Here is a 17,100-nt window from a genome sequence, read left to right as displayed (position 1 = left end):
AAAGCCTTTCCTGAAAAAGAAGATTAACAAGACATGTTGTTAATCGTTTCGAGATTATAATTCATTTTTTTAAATGTGTGAAGTTTAATAATAGAAGAGTTTTAAATTCAAGATTGGGAATCAGTTCATTGTTTTTTTATTTTGAATTTTATAATTATTATAAAAAGCAATTGGAATTTCTGGAATGCTATAATGAGGAAGAATATTTGTTAATAATTTTTTTCCATCAGAGAATTGCTCTACATTTTGAACAACTTGAACAGATTTAAACTCTAAGCAATCACTAAAATAGTAATTACACTTTATCGTTTTTAAATTAGGATGAGTAAATTTTGCCATAATAGAAAGTAAAAGTGATTGTCCTTTATTTAAAGGATAGCAATTAAAAAATTCATATTTATTTGTATTTACAAAACCGTATTTTAATAACTCTGCAAAAAGTCTATCTGTATTATTTAATCCTAATGCGGATGAGTTTACCATCATATAAAAAATAGAATTTTGATTTTTTAAAGATTGAATGGCACAAGACATAAACTTATTTAGATCTTCATAGTTTTGCGGAGGGTCAAAACAAACAACATCAAATATATGATTTAAAAATTTTGGAAAACCTTCATACAGATCGACATGAAAATAGTTGACTGGGTATTTTGCTTCTTGTGTTAAAATTCTTAATTTATTTAGAAGTTTTAAATCGCAATCTAAAACAGTGATATGTCTAAAGTTCCTTGCAACTAATTCAACAGAAAGAAGATCATCGTCTCCAATTAATAAAATTTCTTTATCTCTAAAACCATTTTTCTCTAAAAGATCCGCTCTTTTTTTTCGGGTTTCAATGGTACAAGGAAGTTGATTATAACTTTCAATAAATTTAAAAGAGTTATATTTTACAAATGATACTTCTTGTTTTTCATTATTTTTATATTTTATATTTTCATTTATAATTTTAGTTAAAAATTCTTTTTTTTCTGTTCCGTTTAATTTTAATATATGTTTTATTGTTCTGCTTCTGAAAAAAATACTCAAAAATGAGCAAAAAATGACTTGAATTTTATTAGGAATTTTCATTTGGGTTTTCCCATATATTAAGAAAAGAATATTTTAATGAATAAAATGGAAGCGACAAAAAATAAAATGTAACCAGCCCAGATTTCAATTTTGGCAATTTTAATCTTAAAAATTTTCTCATGAAAGTGACCCGCAAAAAATCGATATATTTTAAATATAAGCAGGTCTCCAAAATAAACTCCTAAGGCAATAGGAACAATAAGAATGTAAAAAGGTTGCTTGTTGGTAAAATTTTGACCCATCCACCAAAGATACCAGAATGGGAACAAAGTAGGAATCGTCAATGTTCCAACTATTCCTTCAAAAAAATGCCAAATAAGTTTTGTATTGCTGACTTTTTCGAACTCAATTATACTAATAGGACTTTCATTTGTATGTAATTTTTTTTTTGCTCGATAAATAAAACTAACTCCAAGAATTATTATCATTAAAATAAAAGAAAGTTCAATAAATATTAAATATTTTTTGTGAAGATCCAAAAATATATCTGCTTTAAAAGTTTTTTGTGCTAATGAAAAAGCAAAAATACAACAGCACAAATCAGTTAGAATTATGCCTGTTTGGAAAGCAATTAACGGTTTTTGTTCTTTTTTTAGAAAAAAAAGAACAAGTCTCATATTAAGAGGCCCTGGGGGGGACGTAGAAATTAATGCACCAATAAATGCTGTTATAAAAAAAATAACAGATACCTCAAGTATCATTTCTGACTTTCATTAAATAAAAAAAGAGTGTCATTTAAGAATAACACTCTTTTAATCAAAACCCAAATAAGAAAATTTTTACTAAGAATTATTTATCTATTGCGCTTTTGGTTGTGTACTTAACATAACTTGTTTTCCAAATATTGGAATGAATATTATCATGGATTTCTTGTTCTGTAGTAACAGGAGCAACTCCCGTTTGTTGAGCAGCCTTTGAGGTTGCATAAGCAATTTTGTAGGACACATCAAATATATCAGTAAGCGAAGGCAATAAAGATAAACTTGGATCTCGATTTATTTGAGCGCATTCGCTGATTACTTTTGCACAAGCCACTAACATTTCATTATTTACTCGCGTTGCTTTAGAAGAAACAACTCCTAATCCTAATCCAGGAAAAACAAAAGCGTTGTTACATTGTCCAATAGGATAAACTTTACCGTTATATCTAACATCTTGGAAAGGGCTTCCTGTAGCAACAAGAACTTTTCCATTTGTCCATTCAATTAAATTTGAAGGTAACGCTTCACAGCGAGAAGTCGGATTGGATAAAGGAAATATCAGTGGACGTTCACAATAAGAAGCTATCATTTTCACGATTTCTTCTGTGAAAGCACCTGTCTGTGTGGAAGTACCTATTAAAATAGTGGGCTTCACATTTTTTACAACTTCAGAAAGTTGGATAATTTTACCTTTTACTCTATCCCAGTCCGTATAGACATCTACAGGCTGTGCATATTTCTTTTGAAAATACTCTAAATGATCCATGTTAGAATGAAGCATTCCGTTCATGTCTATTAAAAACATTCTTGATAAAGCTTCTTTTTCTGACAGGCCATCCACCATCATGGCAGCTACAATTTGATCGGCAATACAGCATCCAGCGGTACCGGCTCCATGAATGACAACACGTTGTTCACTCATTTTTGTTCCGTTAACTTTTAGCCCCGCAAGAATTGCTCCTAAAGTAACAGCAGCTGTTCCTTGCATATCATCATTAAAAGTACACATTTCATCTTTATAACGATCTAAGTTCTTTCGAGCAGTTTGTCGGCCAAAGTCTTCCCAGTGTAAGTAAACATTAGGAAATCGTTTGCGAAGCGCAGTAACAAAGGCATCAATAAAATCGTCGTATTGATCGCCACGAATTCTTTCGTGACGCCATCCTAAATAAAGTGGATTTTGTAAGAGTTCTTTATTATTTGTACCAACATCTAAAACAATTGGTAAAACTTTTGTTGGGTGAAAGCCTGCGCAAAGAGTATACATGGCAAGTTTTGCTATGGAAATCACAATTCCGCCGACACCTTGATCTCCAATTCCTAAAATTGCTTCAGAGTCGGTAACGCATACAGCGCTGACATCGTAGGCTTCTGGTAGATTATTTAAGATATCCTCAATTTGGGCCATTTGAGGATAAGAAATAAATAATCCTCTTGGTCTTCTAAAGTTTTGATTAAATTGTTGAACAACATCACCAACTGTTGGTGTATAAAAAACAGGAACCATTTCCACTAAATGTTCCTGAAGTAACCTAAAAAACAAAGTCTCATTTCTATCATAAAGCTGAGTTAAAAATATATTTCTTTCGATATCTGTTTCTTTTTTTAGATATTGTCCATAAACACGGACTGCTTGTTCATCTAAGGTTTCTACCACATTAGGAATGAGTCCATTTAGCTTAAACTCTCTTCTTTCTTCTATAGTAAATGCGGTATCTTTATTTAAAAAAGAATTTAAAAGTAACTGTTTGCCTGTAATAGAAACTTCGTAATATTTTTTTCCATCAAATGAATTTCGTTTTTCTTTAAACATGAAAGACTCCAAAAAAGTAATTTTATAAATTCCAATCAATTTCATTTTGTCGATATGATTTTAATATTTCATTAACTGTTGAAAAATGTTTGCAGCCAAAAAAACCTCTATGTGCAGAAAGAGGTGATGGATGAACCGTTTTTAATATTTTGTGGTTTTGATTTGTGATCATTTTTGCCTTTGATTGCGCGGCTGCGCCCCATAAAAGAAAAATAATTGGGCTTTCTTTTTCATTTAATAGAGAAATAATTTTATCGGTAAAAACTTCCCAACCTTTTTCACGATGAGAAAAAGCCATATTTTCTCTTACAGTTAAAACTGTATTTAATAAAAGTACTCCCTGTTTAGCCCAACTTTCAAGGCATGTTTTTGTTGGTCTTTTTCCAGTGTTTGCCTCTATTTCTTTAAATATATTTTTTAAAGAAGGTGGTATAGCTGTGCCATTTTCTACAGCAAAAGACAAGCCGTTGGCCTGGCCTTTTCCATGATACGGATCTTGTCCTATGATTACAACTCTTGTCTCATTGTAGTCGACAAGCTTTAAAGCTCGAAATATTTTATCTTTAGGTGGAAAAAAAGTGTGGCCTGCCTGAAGTTCATTTTTTAAATGCAAACGTATTTTTTCCATATAGGGTTTTGAAAACTCATCAAAAAGAAAAGACCTCCAGCCTTCCGCTAAGAAGTTGAGGTCTTTATTTTGATTTATTTGAGTATTACTCACAAGTATATCTCCAGTAAAATATCAAAAGAAGTTAAGTGCTAAGAAGCACATTTCTCGTTTTTTTATCCTACTATCATTTTACAGATATACTCAACTATTTGCTGTTTTTCCTTATAACAACCTAAGTTTTTAGGTAATTATTTTAAGCAATAGGGTAGTTTCTTTTTCCGGAGTTTTCAGAAGATTTTTTAGCAACACCTCTGCCACCAAATCCGCCCATACGCTCAGGTTTGTTACCAGGCTTTTTATTGTCTCCAAAACGATTACCGGAGGAGCTGTTTCCACCAAATTTTCCACCACGGTCGGAAGAAGAGCGACCTCCTCCACCGTAACGTCCACCGCGGTCACCACCGCGACCGTAGCCGCCTCTTTGGGAGCGTCCGCCGCGTTCAGATGATGTAGAAAACTTTGCATTTTCTATATTAGAACCAAACTCTGTTTTGAAAGGGGGAGCAATGTCTTCTACATGAAGGCTTTTTCCAAGTTGTCTAGAAGCTTCCGATTTTAGAAGTGTAGCAAGAATTTCTTTTAATTTATCGCCATCAAGTTTTGAAATAATCTGTTCAACAGATTGATTGATGTAGTCTTGAGCGGCAACAGTATTTTCATTTACGCGAAATAACATGTTGTTAAAAAATTGGGTTGCAATTTTTTTAGCATCAGGAAGTTCAATACGTGTTGGGTTGATTTTAATTTTGTTACAAACAAATTGAAATTCTCTACGCTCAACATGAGTTATAATTGTCCAAGCTTTACCAGTCGCTCCTGCGCGGCCTGTACGTCCTGCTCTGTGTGTGTAAGTTTCTACATTTGTTGGAACAGTATAGTTAATAACGTGGGAAAGACCTGTGATATCAATACCGCGTGCAGCAACATCTGTTGCCACTAAAATGCGAAGTTGGCGATTTTTAAAACGTTCCATAGTTTGGCTACGGTCATTTTGTGTCATTTCACCATTTAAAACGCCAGCCGCAAAACCTCTTTCTAAAAGAGAGTTATGGATATTGCGTGTGTCTTCACGTGTTTTGCAGAATATAATTGCATGCTCTGGATCATGATAAATAAGTAAGCCAAGAAGAGCATCTAAGTTACGGCCCATTTTTACTTCAATAAAACCGTGTTCAATTAAACCAGTGCTTGTATCTGTACTAGCTACTTTCACTTCAAATGGGTTTGAAACCATTTGGCGTGCAATATTAGTTACTTTTGGAGGAAATGTAGCTGAAAACAAGAGTGTTTGAGCTTTTCTTCCAATTGCGCCTTTGATTTTGATAATGTCTTCGGCGAATCCAAAATCAAGCATTTCGTCCATTTCGTCTAAAACAAGAATTTCAACGCCTGTAAGGCTGATAGAACCTTGCTCTAATAAGTCATTAAGACGGCCAGGAGTTGCTACGACAGCGTCTACACCGCGTTGTAATGTAGATGTTTGGTAACGATAGCTTTTACCACCTGTGATTGCGAGAATTTTGTAACCTAGAGGTTTAAAATTTGTTTCAAAAACATCTGCTACCTGTTGAGCTAGTTCTCTTGTAGGAGTAAGTACTAGAATACGAGGTTTGCCTGCGACTGGTTTTTCAAGTCTAGCAAAAGCAGGTAGTCCAAAGGCAAGGGTTTTTCCTGAGCCTGTGCGACTTTGAGCAATTACATCGCGGCCTGCAAGAACAGGAGCGTAAGTTGCTTGTTGGATAGGAGTTGGTTTAGTAATGCCTTGTGATTCAAGGCCTGCGCGAATTGCTTCTGGCAATAAGTTAAAAATAGAAGACTCTTCTGTTGCAACAGTATTGGTATTTGTCATTTGCTTCCCAAAAAATAAAGAAAAGAAGGGGTTAGCTGCATAGAGCTAAGAACACTCAGGCGAGAATTGAGAAAGAATCATACAAGCCTGTATAAGAACAAACAATATTAATAGGTTGCAACTTTGCGCGTCTAAAGCGCACGCTTTGCAACAAAAGAGTTAGTCTTTCTGAACCCCTGCCAGCAGACCCTTAAACTGTATTATATGAAGGGTGTCAAGAGGGTTTTTTTTATTATTCAAAAATGGTATGTTAAGCGAGTTTTTGAACAGATTGATACGATGAGGTGTAACTATGGAAAATCATGATGAATTAAGAGTAGAGTTAGAAAAACTTAGAGCTGAAAACGCAGCTTTGAAAAACGAAAAAAAACCAGCTTCTTTAAGAGAAATTAGCTTTAAAGTTGCTGAAAAAGGAGGACTTTCTGTTTATGGATTAGGCCGTTTTCCTGTTACTCTTTATAAAGAACAATGGGTCCGACTTCTTGACAAACAAGGCGATATAAGAAATTTTATTAAGGATAACGAAGAAAAGTTAAAATCAAGAGAATAATTTTATTTAGATTGGCAACAAAGTTGTGAAATTTTTAAAAGAATTTAAAGAAATTGTTATTGTTTTTGTTTGTGTGTTTGTATTTCGATCTTCTTTTTTAAATTGGTATTTAATACCTTCAGGCTCTATGTTGCCAACATTAAAAATTGGAGATCACGTAGTAGTAAATAAACTCTCATATGGTTTTATGTTACCTTTTATGGAAACTAGGATTATGAGTTGGGACAAACCTAAAAAAGGCGATATTGTTGTTTTTCAGGGGCCATCCTCTGAAGGTGCACAAGTATTAATTAAAAGAGTAATTGCCACTGCTGGCGATAACGTTTCATTTGATAATGGTGTATTAAAAATAAATGGAATACCTTCTAAAGAAACAATAGAATTAAATAGATCTGTGCTTGAAGATATTGGCAATAATGATGATCTTTCAGATTATTTATTAATAAATGAATCTGGATTTTCTAAGTTACCTTATCATATTTTGCGCAAGAAAAATGGCGGAGTAACAAGCGCTGAAAAGAAAACATGGATAGTCCCAGAAGGAAAAATCTTTTGCATAGGAGACAATAGAGATAATTCTTATGACGGGCGATTTTGGGGATTTATCGATCAAAATTCGGTTTATGGAAGAGCATTTTTAATTTCTTATTCCACTGGCGATAAAGGAACTTGGCCTCATTTTAGAAACGAACGTTGGTTCATGAAATTAACAAATTAATTGTTGTAATTATTTAGAAACAAGTTTATCCGCTAGATCTTGACCTATATGATATAATTTTAATTTTGAATTTCTCATGAGTTCGTTCGCGGTATAACCCATATTTTCTTCTTCAACTAAAGTAATAATTTCGGTTAAACCCAATTTTAATTTTAATTCTTGTTTATTTTTTGTTACGTTACCAAATATTCCGATAAGTTTATGCTGATTTTTTAAAGCAAGTTGCGAAACGGTACTAACAGTTTTCCCATATAATGTTAAATCATCTAAACTGCCTTCACCACAAACTATTAAATCAGATCCTGTAAAACTAGGTGCTAAAGCAATTGCTTTAGCAATTTTTTTAGAACCCATTTCAATGCGAATATTATTGAATACAGCCGATAATCCAATGCATATACCTCCTCCAGCGCCCGTAAATGCATCTTCTAGTCGAGGGATGGATGGGAAATCATTTTTTAATATATTCCAAAAATGATAAATTTGTTTTTCAATATAAGGAATAGTGGAATCCTTTGCTCCTTTTTGCCTTAAAAAAGAAGCTAAAGTAACACCTGGGCCTTTGGCAGGAGCATTCACATCACATAAAGCTGTAATGCGACATTTTTTCATATAATCTGGAATTTCTTCTTTTTGAAAAGATCTTATTTTATGCATATTTTCTATACAAGGGCGCAGCCTTTTTCCATTTTCATCGTAGGCAGAAAGCCCAAAGGCGCTTGCTATGCCCCAGCCGGCATCTGCTGTTAGTGTTCCGCCAATACAAAGCCAAACTTCTTGAGGTCGTAAAGGAAATGCTTTTTGCAATAGTTTGCCAAAGCCCCATGTATTTGATTCTAGCAATATTTCTTCTGTTGCTAACGATTTTGCATTTCCCAATATTTCTGCAGATTCCAAAACAGCTAATCTTCTTGCATTTTGCCAATAAACATTTGCTTCTGTAGGTCTTCCAAGAAGGTCACAAACTTCAACTCTCAAGGATTCCATTCCAAGACTTGCTGCAAGAAGAGAGGCGCTACCTTCTCCGCCATCTGCCATAGGTCTTTGAATAATTTCGATTTTTGGATTTCTATTCCGAATGCCATCGGCGACGAGTTCGCAAACTTGGCGTGCAGTAAAAGTTCCTTTGAATTTATCAAAGGCAAGAACGATACGCATGAATTTGGCCCCCTACCTCCGATCCATTTTCGGAGATTATAAGTTTTTTAACCCTAATTTAGTATATTATGAAAATCAGAGTTGTTCAAAAGTTACTCTAAATTGTGCATTGCTTTTATCATTCCTCTTTGTTAAAGAAGCCTAAGCAGAGGTATTTGTTAGTAACACTACAAACTGCTTCGTTTTTAGATTAAATTCTTCATTTGGGGTAATTACAATGGATACGCAGCTTGACGCAAAGCAAATGGAAATGAAACTTATTAAGATCGTAGCGGAAAAGTTGAATATAGAGGAAAAAAATATAACAACAGCTTCACGCTTTCAAGAGGATCTTGGTGCAGATTCACTTGATATTGTTGAGCTTCTTATGGAAATCGAAGAAGTATTTGGCGTAAATATTTCTGACGAAGAGTCTGAACGTCTTAAAACAGTTGGCGATGCTGTAAAATTCATCGTTGCAAAGCTTTAAAAGTTAAAGTGAATGAAGGCACCGTTTTTGGTGCCTTTTTTTTTGTTTTGAAATCGAGTTTCTCCATATGTACCAATTATACTTATGAGGATTTATTATGAAAATAGCAATTGCAGCAGATCATGCTGGTAGAGAATTGAAAAGTTATGTTATCGATTTTTTAACTCTGACTAACCATCAGGTTCTTGATTATGGAGTCGCAGCAGATTCTTCAGCATCTGTAGATTATCCAGATTATGCAGATATTGTAGCTTCTGAGGTTTCAACGGGAAGATGCGATAGAGGAATTTTAATTTGTGGAACTGGAATCGGAATGTGCATTACTGCCAATAAGTTTCCTGGTGTTAGAGCGGCTGTTGTCAATGATGAATTTACAGCTCGCATGAGTAGAGCGCATAATGATTCTAACATTATGTGCTTAGGTTCAAGAATCGTAAATTATCAACGTGCCATCGATTTTGTTAAAATTTGGCTAGCCGCTGAATGTGAAGAAGGTCGCCATAGAAGTCGAATTGGTAAAGTAACAGCTATAGAAAAGAGGCTTTCACAATGAATCATTTTCTTTCTTTTGATCGTACCGATTTATTAAAATCAGATCCTGAAATTGCTAATTTGTTGGCTAAAGAGAGTCATCGATTGAATGATGGATTAGAATTAATTGCTTCTGAAAATGTAGCAAGTCCCGCTGTATTAGCTGCCTTAAGCAGTGTTTTATCAAATAAATATGCAGAGGGTTATCCAGGTCGTCGTTATTATGGAGGTTGTGAATTTAATGATCAAGTAGAGCACATTGCTATAGATCGTATTAAAAAACTTTATGGTGCAGAACATGCAAATGTTCAACCTCATAGCGGTGCTCAAGCAAACCAAGCTGTCTTTTTAGCATTTTTAAAACCTGGAGAGACTTTTTTAGGTATGAGTTTACCTCATGGTGGTCATTTAACACATGGCTCTCCTGTAAATATCTCAGGTCTTTATTATAAAGCGGAATCTTATGGTGTCGATGCAAATGGTTTTATCGACTACGAAGAGCTTGCTAAAAAAGCTCGTGAATGCAAACCAAAATTAATTATTGCAGGAGCAAGCGCCTATCCAAGAGTGATCGATTTCGCTAAATTTCGCCAAGTTGCGGATGAAGTGGGAGCACTTTTAATGGTTGATATGGCGCATATTGCTGGATTAGTTGCGGGGGGGCAGCATCAAAGTCCTGTTCCTTTTGCTGATTTTGTTACAACGACAACACACAAAACTCTTAGAGGTCCAAGAGGTGGTGTTATTCTTTGTAAAGAAAAATATGCTAAGGCTATTGATAAAGCTATTTTTCCGGGATTGCAGGGCGGTCCTTTAATGCATGTGATTGGAGCAAAAGCGGTTGCTTTTGGAGAAGCTTTAAATCCTTCATTTAAGTTATATTCAGAACAAATTGTTGTAAACGCCAGAGTATTAGCAGAAACATTATTATCAAATGGAATTCGCCTTGTTTCTGGCGGAACAGACAATCATTTAATTCTTATCGATCTTAAAGAATCACCGCTTAGTGGAAAAGATGCGGAAGAGCGTCTTGCTAAAATTGATATTACTGTGAATAAGAATAGTGTACCAAACGATCCTCGTAAACCTATGGTAACAAGTGGGATTCGAATTGGGACACCAGCTGTAACGACACGTGGTCTTGTTGCTGAAGATATGAAGATTTTAGGTGAAGCGATAGCTTTTGCACTAAAAAACGATGATTCCCTTCTTGAAAAAGCAAAAGAAAAGGTTTCGTCTTTATGCAAAAAATACCCGCTCTATAATGGAGCTCTTCTCAACAAAGGTTATGTTTCCCCTTATTAGGAAAGTTTTTCCCATGAAGTGTCTTCAATGCCAAAACCCTGAAAGCAAAGTGCTTGAAAGTCGCGAAAGTCGTGATGGGAGAACGGTTCGAAGAAGAAGAGAGTGCGTAAGTTGTGGATATCGATTTACAACGTTCGAGCGCTCGGAAGAACAACCTCTCTATATTATTAAACGAGATGGAACTCGTGAGCTTTTTAGTAGAGAAAAACTACTAAAAAGCATGGGAATCGCTTGCCAAAAAAGATCCGTTAGTTCAAAAAGTCTCGATGCCATTTGTGATTGGCTTGAAAGTGTATGTCATTCCTCAGAAGAACGAGAAATTACAACCCAGAAAATTGGAGAGCTTGTTCTCGAAGCTCTTTTAAAGCTGGATCCTGTTGCTTATGTCCGTTTTGCATCCGTTTATCGAGCTTTTTCAAGTCCCGAAGATTTTGTTCTAGAATTAAAATTATTAATTGAAAGAGCGCAAAAAAATAATTTTAATTTAGATCTTGAAAAAGAGAATTGAACTGAATATTTTGAATATAAAATGATTATACTGTTAATTGGAGTTTCATATGTTTACTGGAATTGTGCAAGATATTGGTATTGTAGAATCTATATATCGTAATGAAAACTCGATAAAAATGGCAATATCTTCTAATCTAGATAAAGCTCATATGGCTTTAGGAGCTAGTATATCTTGTAATGGTTGCTGTTTAACTGTTGTGGAATATTTTCAAAAATCAAATAAAAATGTTTTTGTTGTTGATATTGGATATCAAAGTCTTGCCTTAACAAATTTTGATAAAATGATTGTTGGTTCTAGCATAAATTTGGAACCCGCTTTGCGCGTCGGTGATGCACTTGGAGGTCATCATATGACTGGGCATATCGATTATTTGGCAAAAATAAATGAATTTCACAAAATAAGTGACGAGTTTTGGAAATTGGTAATATTTATTCCAAAGCAATATTCTAAATGGATGGTTCCTAAAGGAAGCATTGGAATAGCTGGAATTAGTTTGACAATTGCAGGGATTGCTTTAGAAAAAAATGAAGATTCTCTTATTGAAATTATGATTATACCACATACATATCTAAAAACAAATTTGCAGTTTTGCGCCTCACAAATGAGCATTGAAATTGAATTCGATCAATCTGTCAAAGCTATTGCTTCTATAGTCGAATCTATGTTACCTAATTATATTCAGGCTCGTAAATAAACGGCTTTAACAATTCAGGAAAATAATACAACTTATGTCATTTGATCTGCAAAAACAAAATGTTGCGGTTCATGCCTCTCGCCTTACTCCGGAATTCAGAAAAGCAATTCACTCAGAGTCTGGTATTACTCATTTGAAGCATGTAAAATCGATCCGGCAAGTAAATGATACAAGTCAATCTCAGGTTCTGGTTGAAACTTCAAAAGAAGATTCCCTTTTGATTTCAGATTCAAAAATTTATGCATTGAAAAAGAGGCTTCTCGCTCCATCATGGTGGGTAGAGGGTCTTTTGCTGACATTAGGTTCAAAAGAAGCTTGGTTTGATTCTTTAATTTCAAAACGAGCGGGAAAAATAATTACCGCACCTACAAATATTAATGCAAAAAATATGACTCTCATGTTTGCTATATGGCATGAGGCTTTGTCCCGAATTTTTTCTTTAAAAAATGATGAAATGACATTAAAATTTCCAATTAATAAATATTTAATTGGGACCCAAAAAGATGTTTATGAAAATTGTAAACAATTGGAAGATCTTTGGGCGGCTCCTTTAAACTTATTTGAAGTTAAGCCCTCAAAAAAATCAAAATCTTTATCTTTGTCACGTGCAGGAAGTCTTGGTTTTGTTCGGCATGCACAAATAGAAAATGATGTCGATGGTATTTGGTTTTCACTAAGTCTTTCTCAATCCATTCAATCCTTTTATTATCCTCAACGATTAAATCAGGATTCTTCTGCTATAAAAGCTTCATTTATTAGTATAAATCCTGTTGTTATTCAATCTATGGGAACAAAAGCAAGTCTTAAAAAAATTCTAAATTATTTGTTTTTGGAATTTTCAAAACAAGAAGGTGTTGAATATAACATTAATAATTGGAGTTCTGTTCCGTTAGATGCAAAAAATATCAGCTCTTTTCATAAAGAAATTTTAGCTAATGTACCTGCTTTGTACGATCATGGTGTTTTAGGTTGGAATATTGCTGCTCCAAATATAAAACTTTCAGATTTAAAAAATAAAATACTAGAAAATTCTTATAATGTAGACAACTCTTCAATGGGATCTGTTGTTTATTGCTGGCAACTTTCTGAGCAAGCTAAAGAAGCTTCTGAATTAGAACAGGCTATTAGTGATAAATTAATGTCTATGTCGCCCTCTGCTTCTTATGCGCATCAGCACCCTTCTTTTGCGGCTCCTATAGCTAAAATTGCGATGAGGTGTTCGGCAACTGGGGAAACCCTTTTTCCAGAGCCACCTCCGGATCAATTAAATAAAATCCGTAAAGAAAAAGCTTTAAAAGCAGAGAAAATTGAAAAAATTGAAAAAAAACAAGATAAAAAAGTTATCGTAACAAAAAAAGAAACTATAGTAAAAAAAGCCTCTAAAAAAGTAACACATCAAACCCTTTTTGATTCTTCCGAGCTTGTTATTGCGGAGGATTTATCTTTAGATAGCGTTTTAAATGAAGGTAAAAAGCAAATAATTAAAAAGAAAGTAATTTCCGTTAAAGAAACGTTATCAGATAATGATTTTATTATTTTGGTTTCAGAGTTTTATGAATCTTTAAAGCCTTTACAGAAAAAAGCTTTTGAGAGAGAACGGGCTGGTATGAATCCGGAGCAATTTAGAGTATACATGACCCCTATTTTAAAGAGAAAAAAAAGTAAAAAATTAAAATAAAAGTATTTTAGTTTACTTGTTTTTCTTTTTTAATATTTGTTTCATGGTCTCTAGTAGGCGGGTTTTTGCTAACGGAAAGCTTTCTTTTTCTAAAAATTCAGTTTCTGAATTTGTGAACTTTCCTAAAACCCAGTTTGCTGTAGCACTCTTATGTTCAGGCTTACCTATTCCAATTTTTACACGATAAAACTTGTCTGAGCTTAGTTTATCTAAAATATCACGGATTCCATTGTGTCCTCCATGACCTCCTCCTAAACGCGTTTTAACGGCTCCTGGAGCTTGATCTAAGTCATCAAATACAACGATAAGCTCTTCTTCGTCTAATTTAAAAAAGGAAAGGGCTTGTTGTACACTATTGCCTGATAGGTTCATGTATTCTTGTGGTTTCATTAGAAAAACATCATGCCCCTGCCATCTTGTACGGGCTGTAAGTGCTCCAAATCTATTTTGAGACAAAAAAACACCGGATTCTGCTGCGATTTGATCGATTAGCATGAACCCGATGTTATGTCTTGTATTTTCGTAATTGCCCCCAGGATTACCTAGGCCAACAAGGATAAACACTGCTTTTTAGAGCTTCACAAGAGAAGCAAGAGCAAGGTTTTGGCCTTTACCAGTACGAACAACAATGCCTTCTCCAAGAGTAATATCATGAAGTTGGATGGATTGTTCCGCTTTTAAACCACTTACGTCAACATCAATTTGTTTTGGTATTTTAGAAAGTGGAGCTTTTACTTCTAGGTAACGAGTACGGATGCTGAAGGAGCCTTCTTTTTCTTGCTCACGTGTTAAACCAATAAAGTTTAAAGGAACGTGTGTACGAATGAGGTCATTAGACTCAACTTCTTGAAAGTCAAAGTGAATTGGCTTGTCGTTGAGTGGGTTTACTTGAACTTCACGCATAAGAACTGTTTTTTCAACGCCGTCAAGAACGAGTTTTAAAACGCTAGAACGTGTGTGACCTTTTGGAAGGTCGGAAACAGAGATTTCAATTTTTGTTGAAACGCCCTTTTTGTAAAGGATTCCAGGTACAAGCCCGCTATGGCGTAGCTTGCGAACGGTTCCTTTAGATGCATCTCCGCGTAATTTAGCGCGGATTACAATGTTTTCTAATGTCATAGAGTTTACTCCTGTTAAGAGATCATTACCATAGAGTTTTATGGCAATGGAGTTCCTTATATCAAAAAACAGCCTTGAGCAATAGAAGGTTTTTAAAGTAATAAAAAAACATTGCAGTTAAATAAAAGAACATTTAAGGTGTTTTTCAATTCTAAAAAGATGAGTTATTTATTGACTTTTACATTGTTTGAAATAAAGAGAAATTGTATTTGATTTTTATTAGTTTCTTCGTATATAACTTCATTTCTTAGTAGTTTTAAGGTCGTTAGTTTAACGTTAACTATGGAGTCCCCCATGAATTTTTCTAAAGTTATTCTTGCATCATCTGTACTTTCTTTAGCATTTCTTGCTGCAAGTTGTTCAAGTACGAAAAAAGCAGAACAGCCAGCAGAACAACCAAAGCCAGTTGAAGTATCTTCTGAGCCTGCAGCAAAAGTAGCAACTCAAAACCCTGAAACAGCTGGTGAGTTTAAAACTATTTATTTTGACTTTAACAAATTCGATATTCGTGGTGACCAAAAAGAAGTAGCGAATCAAATTGCCGAAAATTTAAAGTCTGCTCCTACTGTACAAGTTCAAATTCAAGGTAATACAGATGATCGCGGTTCTACTGAGTATAACATGGCTCTTGGACAAAAACGTGCTCAAGCTCTTAAAAACTATTTAATTGCAAATGGTGTTCAAAATACAATTGAAACTATCAGTTACGGTAAAGAGCGTCCTGCTGTTGCTGGAAATGACGAAGAAGCTTGGTCTAAAAACCGTCGTGATGATGTTGTTAAAATGAAATAATTTCGTATAAATCATTTTTTCTAAATTCCCAAATAAGGTGAAAATATCTTTTTGGGAATTTTTTTTATTTGTATTTGAGCTTATTTAAATTAAATATTTGGTAAATTATTGCAGTCAAATATCTAGAATCTAGGTAAAAAATTCTTTTTTGTTTTAAAAAAAATATTATAAATTAATGAGAAATGTGTTAATAATTATAACGTAAAATTTTATAATGGTAAAATTTATGAAACGAAATATGCTAAGAAAAATAACTTCAATTTGTTTATATATTTTTTTGTATTTATTTAATGTTTTTCCATTGTTTATTTTAACTGGTTGTAATCAACTTTATGATTTAACCGATGCCTATATTCCTTTAGAGTCGTCAACATTTAGCTCTATGCAAGAACTTGTAAACTATTCAATTAAATTAGGTTATGTTCCTTCATATAGCACAAATGGCGGAGAATATGGCTTAATTAGTATGGGAGATCAAACAGGTTGTGTTGTAATGAGAAGTGGAAAAGTAAAATGCTGGGGTAGTAATGGAAATGGGCAACTTGGAATAGGTGATATCGTTAATAGAGAAACTCCTACCTTGTCATCAGCTTTAAGTTTATCTGATGTAACAACAGGTAACGATTTTTCGGTATCAATTTCAGCAGCAGCATTGCATTCATGCGGATATTTTAAGACGGGATTTAAATGCTGGGGTGACCAGACGAATGGAAAATTAGGAAATGGCCTAACGACGGCTGCAAATGTTTTATCACCTGTTTTAGTTTCAACATTAGGTGGAAAAGCAGTCAAAAAATTTAATGTCGGTGATTTTCATTCTTGCGCTCTTTTTACAGATGGTGTTCTGAAATGTTGGGGAGCCAACACTAATGGGCAACTTGGCGATGGCACAAATACAACAAATGTAAATGGTGTTACTCCGAATGCAGGGGGAGCAGTAACAGAATTTTCATGTGCCGATAATTCAAGTTGTGCTATTAATTCAAATAAAGAATTAAGGTGTTGGGGGGGGGTAATTACATCAACTTCTTCTCCATCTCTTATTGCTTCAAATGCGGTTTTTATTGGAAGTAGTGATTCAGATGCCGGAAACCCCGACTTTTTTTGTTACATTAATACAAATCAAAATGCATTATGTTTTGGAGTAAATGCTTTCGGATAACTTGGCAACGGTTCAACATCAAATTCATCCACTCCTGTTTCTGTAAGTAATATTACAGGTGTTAGTATGGTTGTAGAAGGTGAAAAACATGCTTGTGCGGTAGTAAATAATAATAAAGATGTTTATTGCTGGGGGCAGGGTGTCCTCCCAATAAGTGCATTTTACAAACACAATGAATGCTAGTAAATTTTTTATAGAGAGTGGTTTTTGATTTTGTTGATAGTATCAAGATAATTCCAAGGTAACCAATCTTTTGGGTTTTGCTTCCAAAAATTTTGATAAATAAGAAGATCTCTAAGGTAATCAACA

General features: G+C 34.2%; 18 protein-coding genes. 10 read left to right on the top strand and 8 right to left on the bottom strand.

All coding sequences use genetic code 11. The annotated features are described in order from the left end of the window. Window positions 1-120: 120 nt before the first annotated feature. The 5 genes from ACIQ56_RS02145 to ACIQ56_RS02125 form a co-directional block, all read right to left on the bottom strand. Window positions 121-1,071 carry a bis-aminopropyl spermidine synthase family protein gene (locus ACIQ56_RS02145; RefSeq protein ID WP_397599438.1) on the bottom strand — a complete coding sequence of 317 codons (951 nt, stop codon included), beginning with the start codon at window positions 1,069-1,071 and terminating at the stop codon, window positions 121-123. A gap of 17 nt (window positions 1,072-1,088) precedes the next feature. Continuing rightward, window positions 1,089-1,772, bottom strand: coding sequence for a hypothetical protein (locus ACIQ56_RS02140; protein WP_397599437.1), 684 nt, complete (start codon window positions 1,770-1,772; stop codon window positions 1,089-1,091). 88 nt (window positions 1,773-1,860) lie between these two features. After that, the gene (locus ACIQ56_RS02135) at window positions 1,861-3,585 is read right to left on the bottom strand and encodes an NAD-dependent malic enzyme (protein WP_397599436.1); all 1,725 of its coding nucleotides are present in this window, start codon (window positions 3,583-3,585) and stop codon (window positions 1,861-1,863) included. Between the two features lie 22 nt (window positions 3,586-3,607). Beyond that, window positions 3,608-4,306 carry a uracil-DNA glycosylase gene (ung, locus tag ACIQ56_RS02130; protein ID WP_397599435.1) on the bottom strand — a complete coding sequence of 233 codons (699 nt, stop codon included), beginning with the start codon at window positions 4,304-4,306 and terminating at the stop codon, window positions 3,608-3,610. Window positions 4,307-4,448: 142 nt separating this feature from the next. Beyond that, a complete protein-coding gene (locus ACIQ56_RS02125) occupies window positions 4,449-6,104 on the bottom strand; it encodes a DEAD/DEAH box helicase (RefSeq protein WP_397599434.1) in 1,656 nt (551 codons plus the stop codon). Window positions 6,105-6,396: 292 nt separating this feature from the next. Here ACIQ56_RS02125 and ACIQ56_RS02120 point away from each other — a divergent pair, with 292 nt between their 5' ends. Both ACIQ56_RS02120 and lepB read left to right on the top strand, forming a co-directional pair. After that, entirely contained in the window at window positions 6,397-6,654 is a 258-nt protein-coding gene (locus ACIQ56_RS02120; protein WP_397599433.1) for a hypothetical protein, read from the top strand. Between the two features lie 25 nt (window positions 6,655-6,679). Continuing rightward, window positions 6,680-7,372 carry a signal peptidase I gene (lepB, locus tag ACIQ56_RS02115; protein WP_397599432.1) on the top strand — a complete coding sequence of 231 codons (693 nt, stop codon included), beginning with the start codon at window positions 6,680-6,682 and terminating at the stop codon, window positions 7,370-7,372. A gap of 9 nt (window positions 7,373-7,381) precedes the next feature. On the opposite strand, the gene ACIQ56_RS02110 is transcribed toward lepB, so the two are convergent. Beyond that, on the bottom strand, window positions 7,382-8,530 hold the full coding sequence (locus tag ACIQ56_RS02110) for a glycerate kinase (protein ID WP_397599431.1): 1,149 nt from the start codon (window positions 8,528-8,530) through the stop codon (window positions 7,382-7,384). A 217-nt stretch (window positions 8,531-8,747) separates the two neighbouring features. Between ACIQ56_RS02110 and acpP the strand changes: the two genes are divergently transcribed. The 6 genes from acpP to ACIQ56_RS02080 all read left to right on the top strand — a co-directional run bounded on the left by acpP (window position 8,748) and on the right by ACIQ56_RS02080 (window position 13,718). After that, complete coding sequence (gene acpP, locus ACIQ56_RS02105; protein WP_280589996.1) at window positions 8,748-8,999, top strand: acyl carrier protein; 252 nt, start codon at window positions 8,748-8,750, stop codon at window positions 8,997-8,999. Window positions 9,000-9,096: 97 nt separating this feature from the next. Further along, entirely contained in the window at window positions 9,097-9,552 is a 456-nt protein-coding gene (gene rpiB, locus ACIQ56_RS02100; protein WP_153419354.1) for a ribose 5-phosphate isomerase B, read from the top strand. After that, a complete protein-coding gene (gene glyA, locus ACIQ56_RS02095; RefSeq protein ID WP_397599430.1) occupies window positions 9,549-10,835 on the top strand; it encodes a serine hydroxymethyltransferase in 1,287 nt (428 codons plus the stop codon). Before rpiB ends, glyA begins: the two co-directional genes overlap by 4 nt. Before the next feature lie 13 nt (window positions 10,836-10,848). Beyond that, entirely contained in the window at window positions 10,849-11,343 is a 495-nt protein-coding gene (gene nrdR, locus ACIQ56_RS02090) for a transcriptional regulator NrdR (RefSeq protein WP_397599429.1), read from the top strand. Between the two features lie 49 nt (window positions 11,344-11,392). Then, window positions 11,393-12,040: a riboflavin synthase gene (locus ACIQ56_RS02085; RefSeq protein WP_397599428.1), complete on the top strand. Its 648-nt coding sequence runs from the start codon at window positions 11,393-11,395 to the stop codon at window positions 12,038-12,040. 34 nt (window positions 12,041-12,074) lie between these two features. Continuing rightward, the gene (locus tag ACIQ56_RS02080; protein ID WP_397599427.1) at window positions 12,075-13,718 is read left to right on the top strand and encodes a hypothetical protein; all 1,644 of its coding nucleotides are present in this window, start codon (window positions 12,075-12,077) and stop codon (window positions 13,716-13,718) included. Between the two features lie 12 nt (window positions 13,719-13,730). Here the strand turns inward: ACIQ56_RS02080 and pth are convergent, their stop codons facing one another. After that, entirely contained in the window at window positions 13,731-14,282 is a 552-nt protein-coding gene (gene pth / locus ACIQ56_RS02075) for an aminoacyl-tRNA hydrolase (RefSeq protein ID WP_397599426.1), read from the bottom strand. Between the two features lie 6 nt (window positions 14,283-14,288). Then, window positions 14,289-14,837: a 50S ribosomal protein L25 gene (locus tag ACIQ56_RS02070; RefSeq protein WP_397599425.1), complete on the bottom strand. Its 549-nt coding sequence runs from the start codon at window positions 14,835-14,837 to the stop codon at window positions 14,289-14,291. 294 nt (window positions 14,838-15,131) lie between these two features. Between ACIQ56_RS02070 and pal the strand changes: the two genes are divergently transcribed. Both pal and ACIQ56_RS02060 read left to right on the top strand, forming a co-directional pair. After that, window positions 15,132-15,629 carry a peptidoglycan-associated lipoprotein Pal gene (gene pal, locus ACIQ56_RS02065; RefSeq protein ID WP_397599424.1) on the top strand — a complete coding sequence of 166 codons (498 nt, stop codon included), beginning with the start codon at window positions 15,132-15,134 and terminating at the stop codon, window positions 15,627-15,629. A gap of 226 nt (window positions 15,630-15,855) precedes the next feature. Next, complete coding sequence (locus ACIQ56_RS02060; RefSeq protein ID WP_397599423.1) at window positions 15,856-16,791, top strand: RCC1 domain-containing protein; 936 nt, start codon at window positions 15,856-15,858, stop codon at window positions 16,789-16,791. The last annotated feature ends 309 nt before the right edge of the window (window positions 16,792-17,100 follow it).

It is taken from the genome of Silvanigrella sp., assembly GCF_044369315.1.
GTDB lineage: Bacteria > Bdellovibrionota_B > Oligoflexia > Silvanigrellales > Silvanigrellaceae > Silvanigrella.
This window is presented reverse-complemented; position numbering and strand designations above follow the sequence as displayed.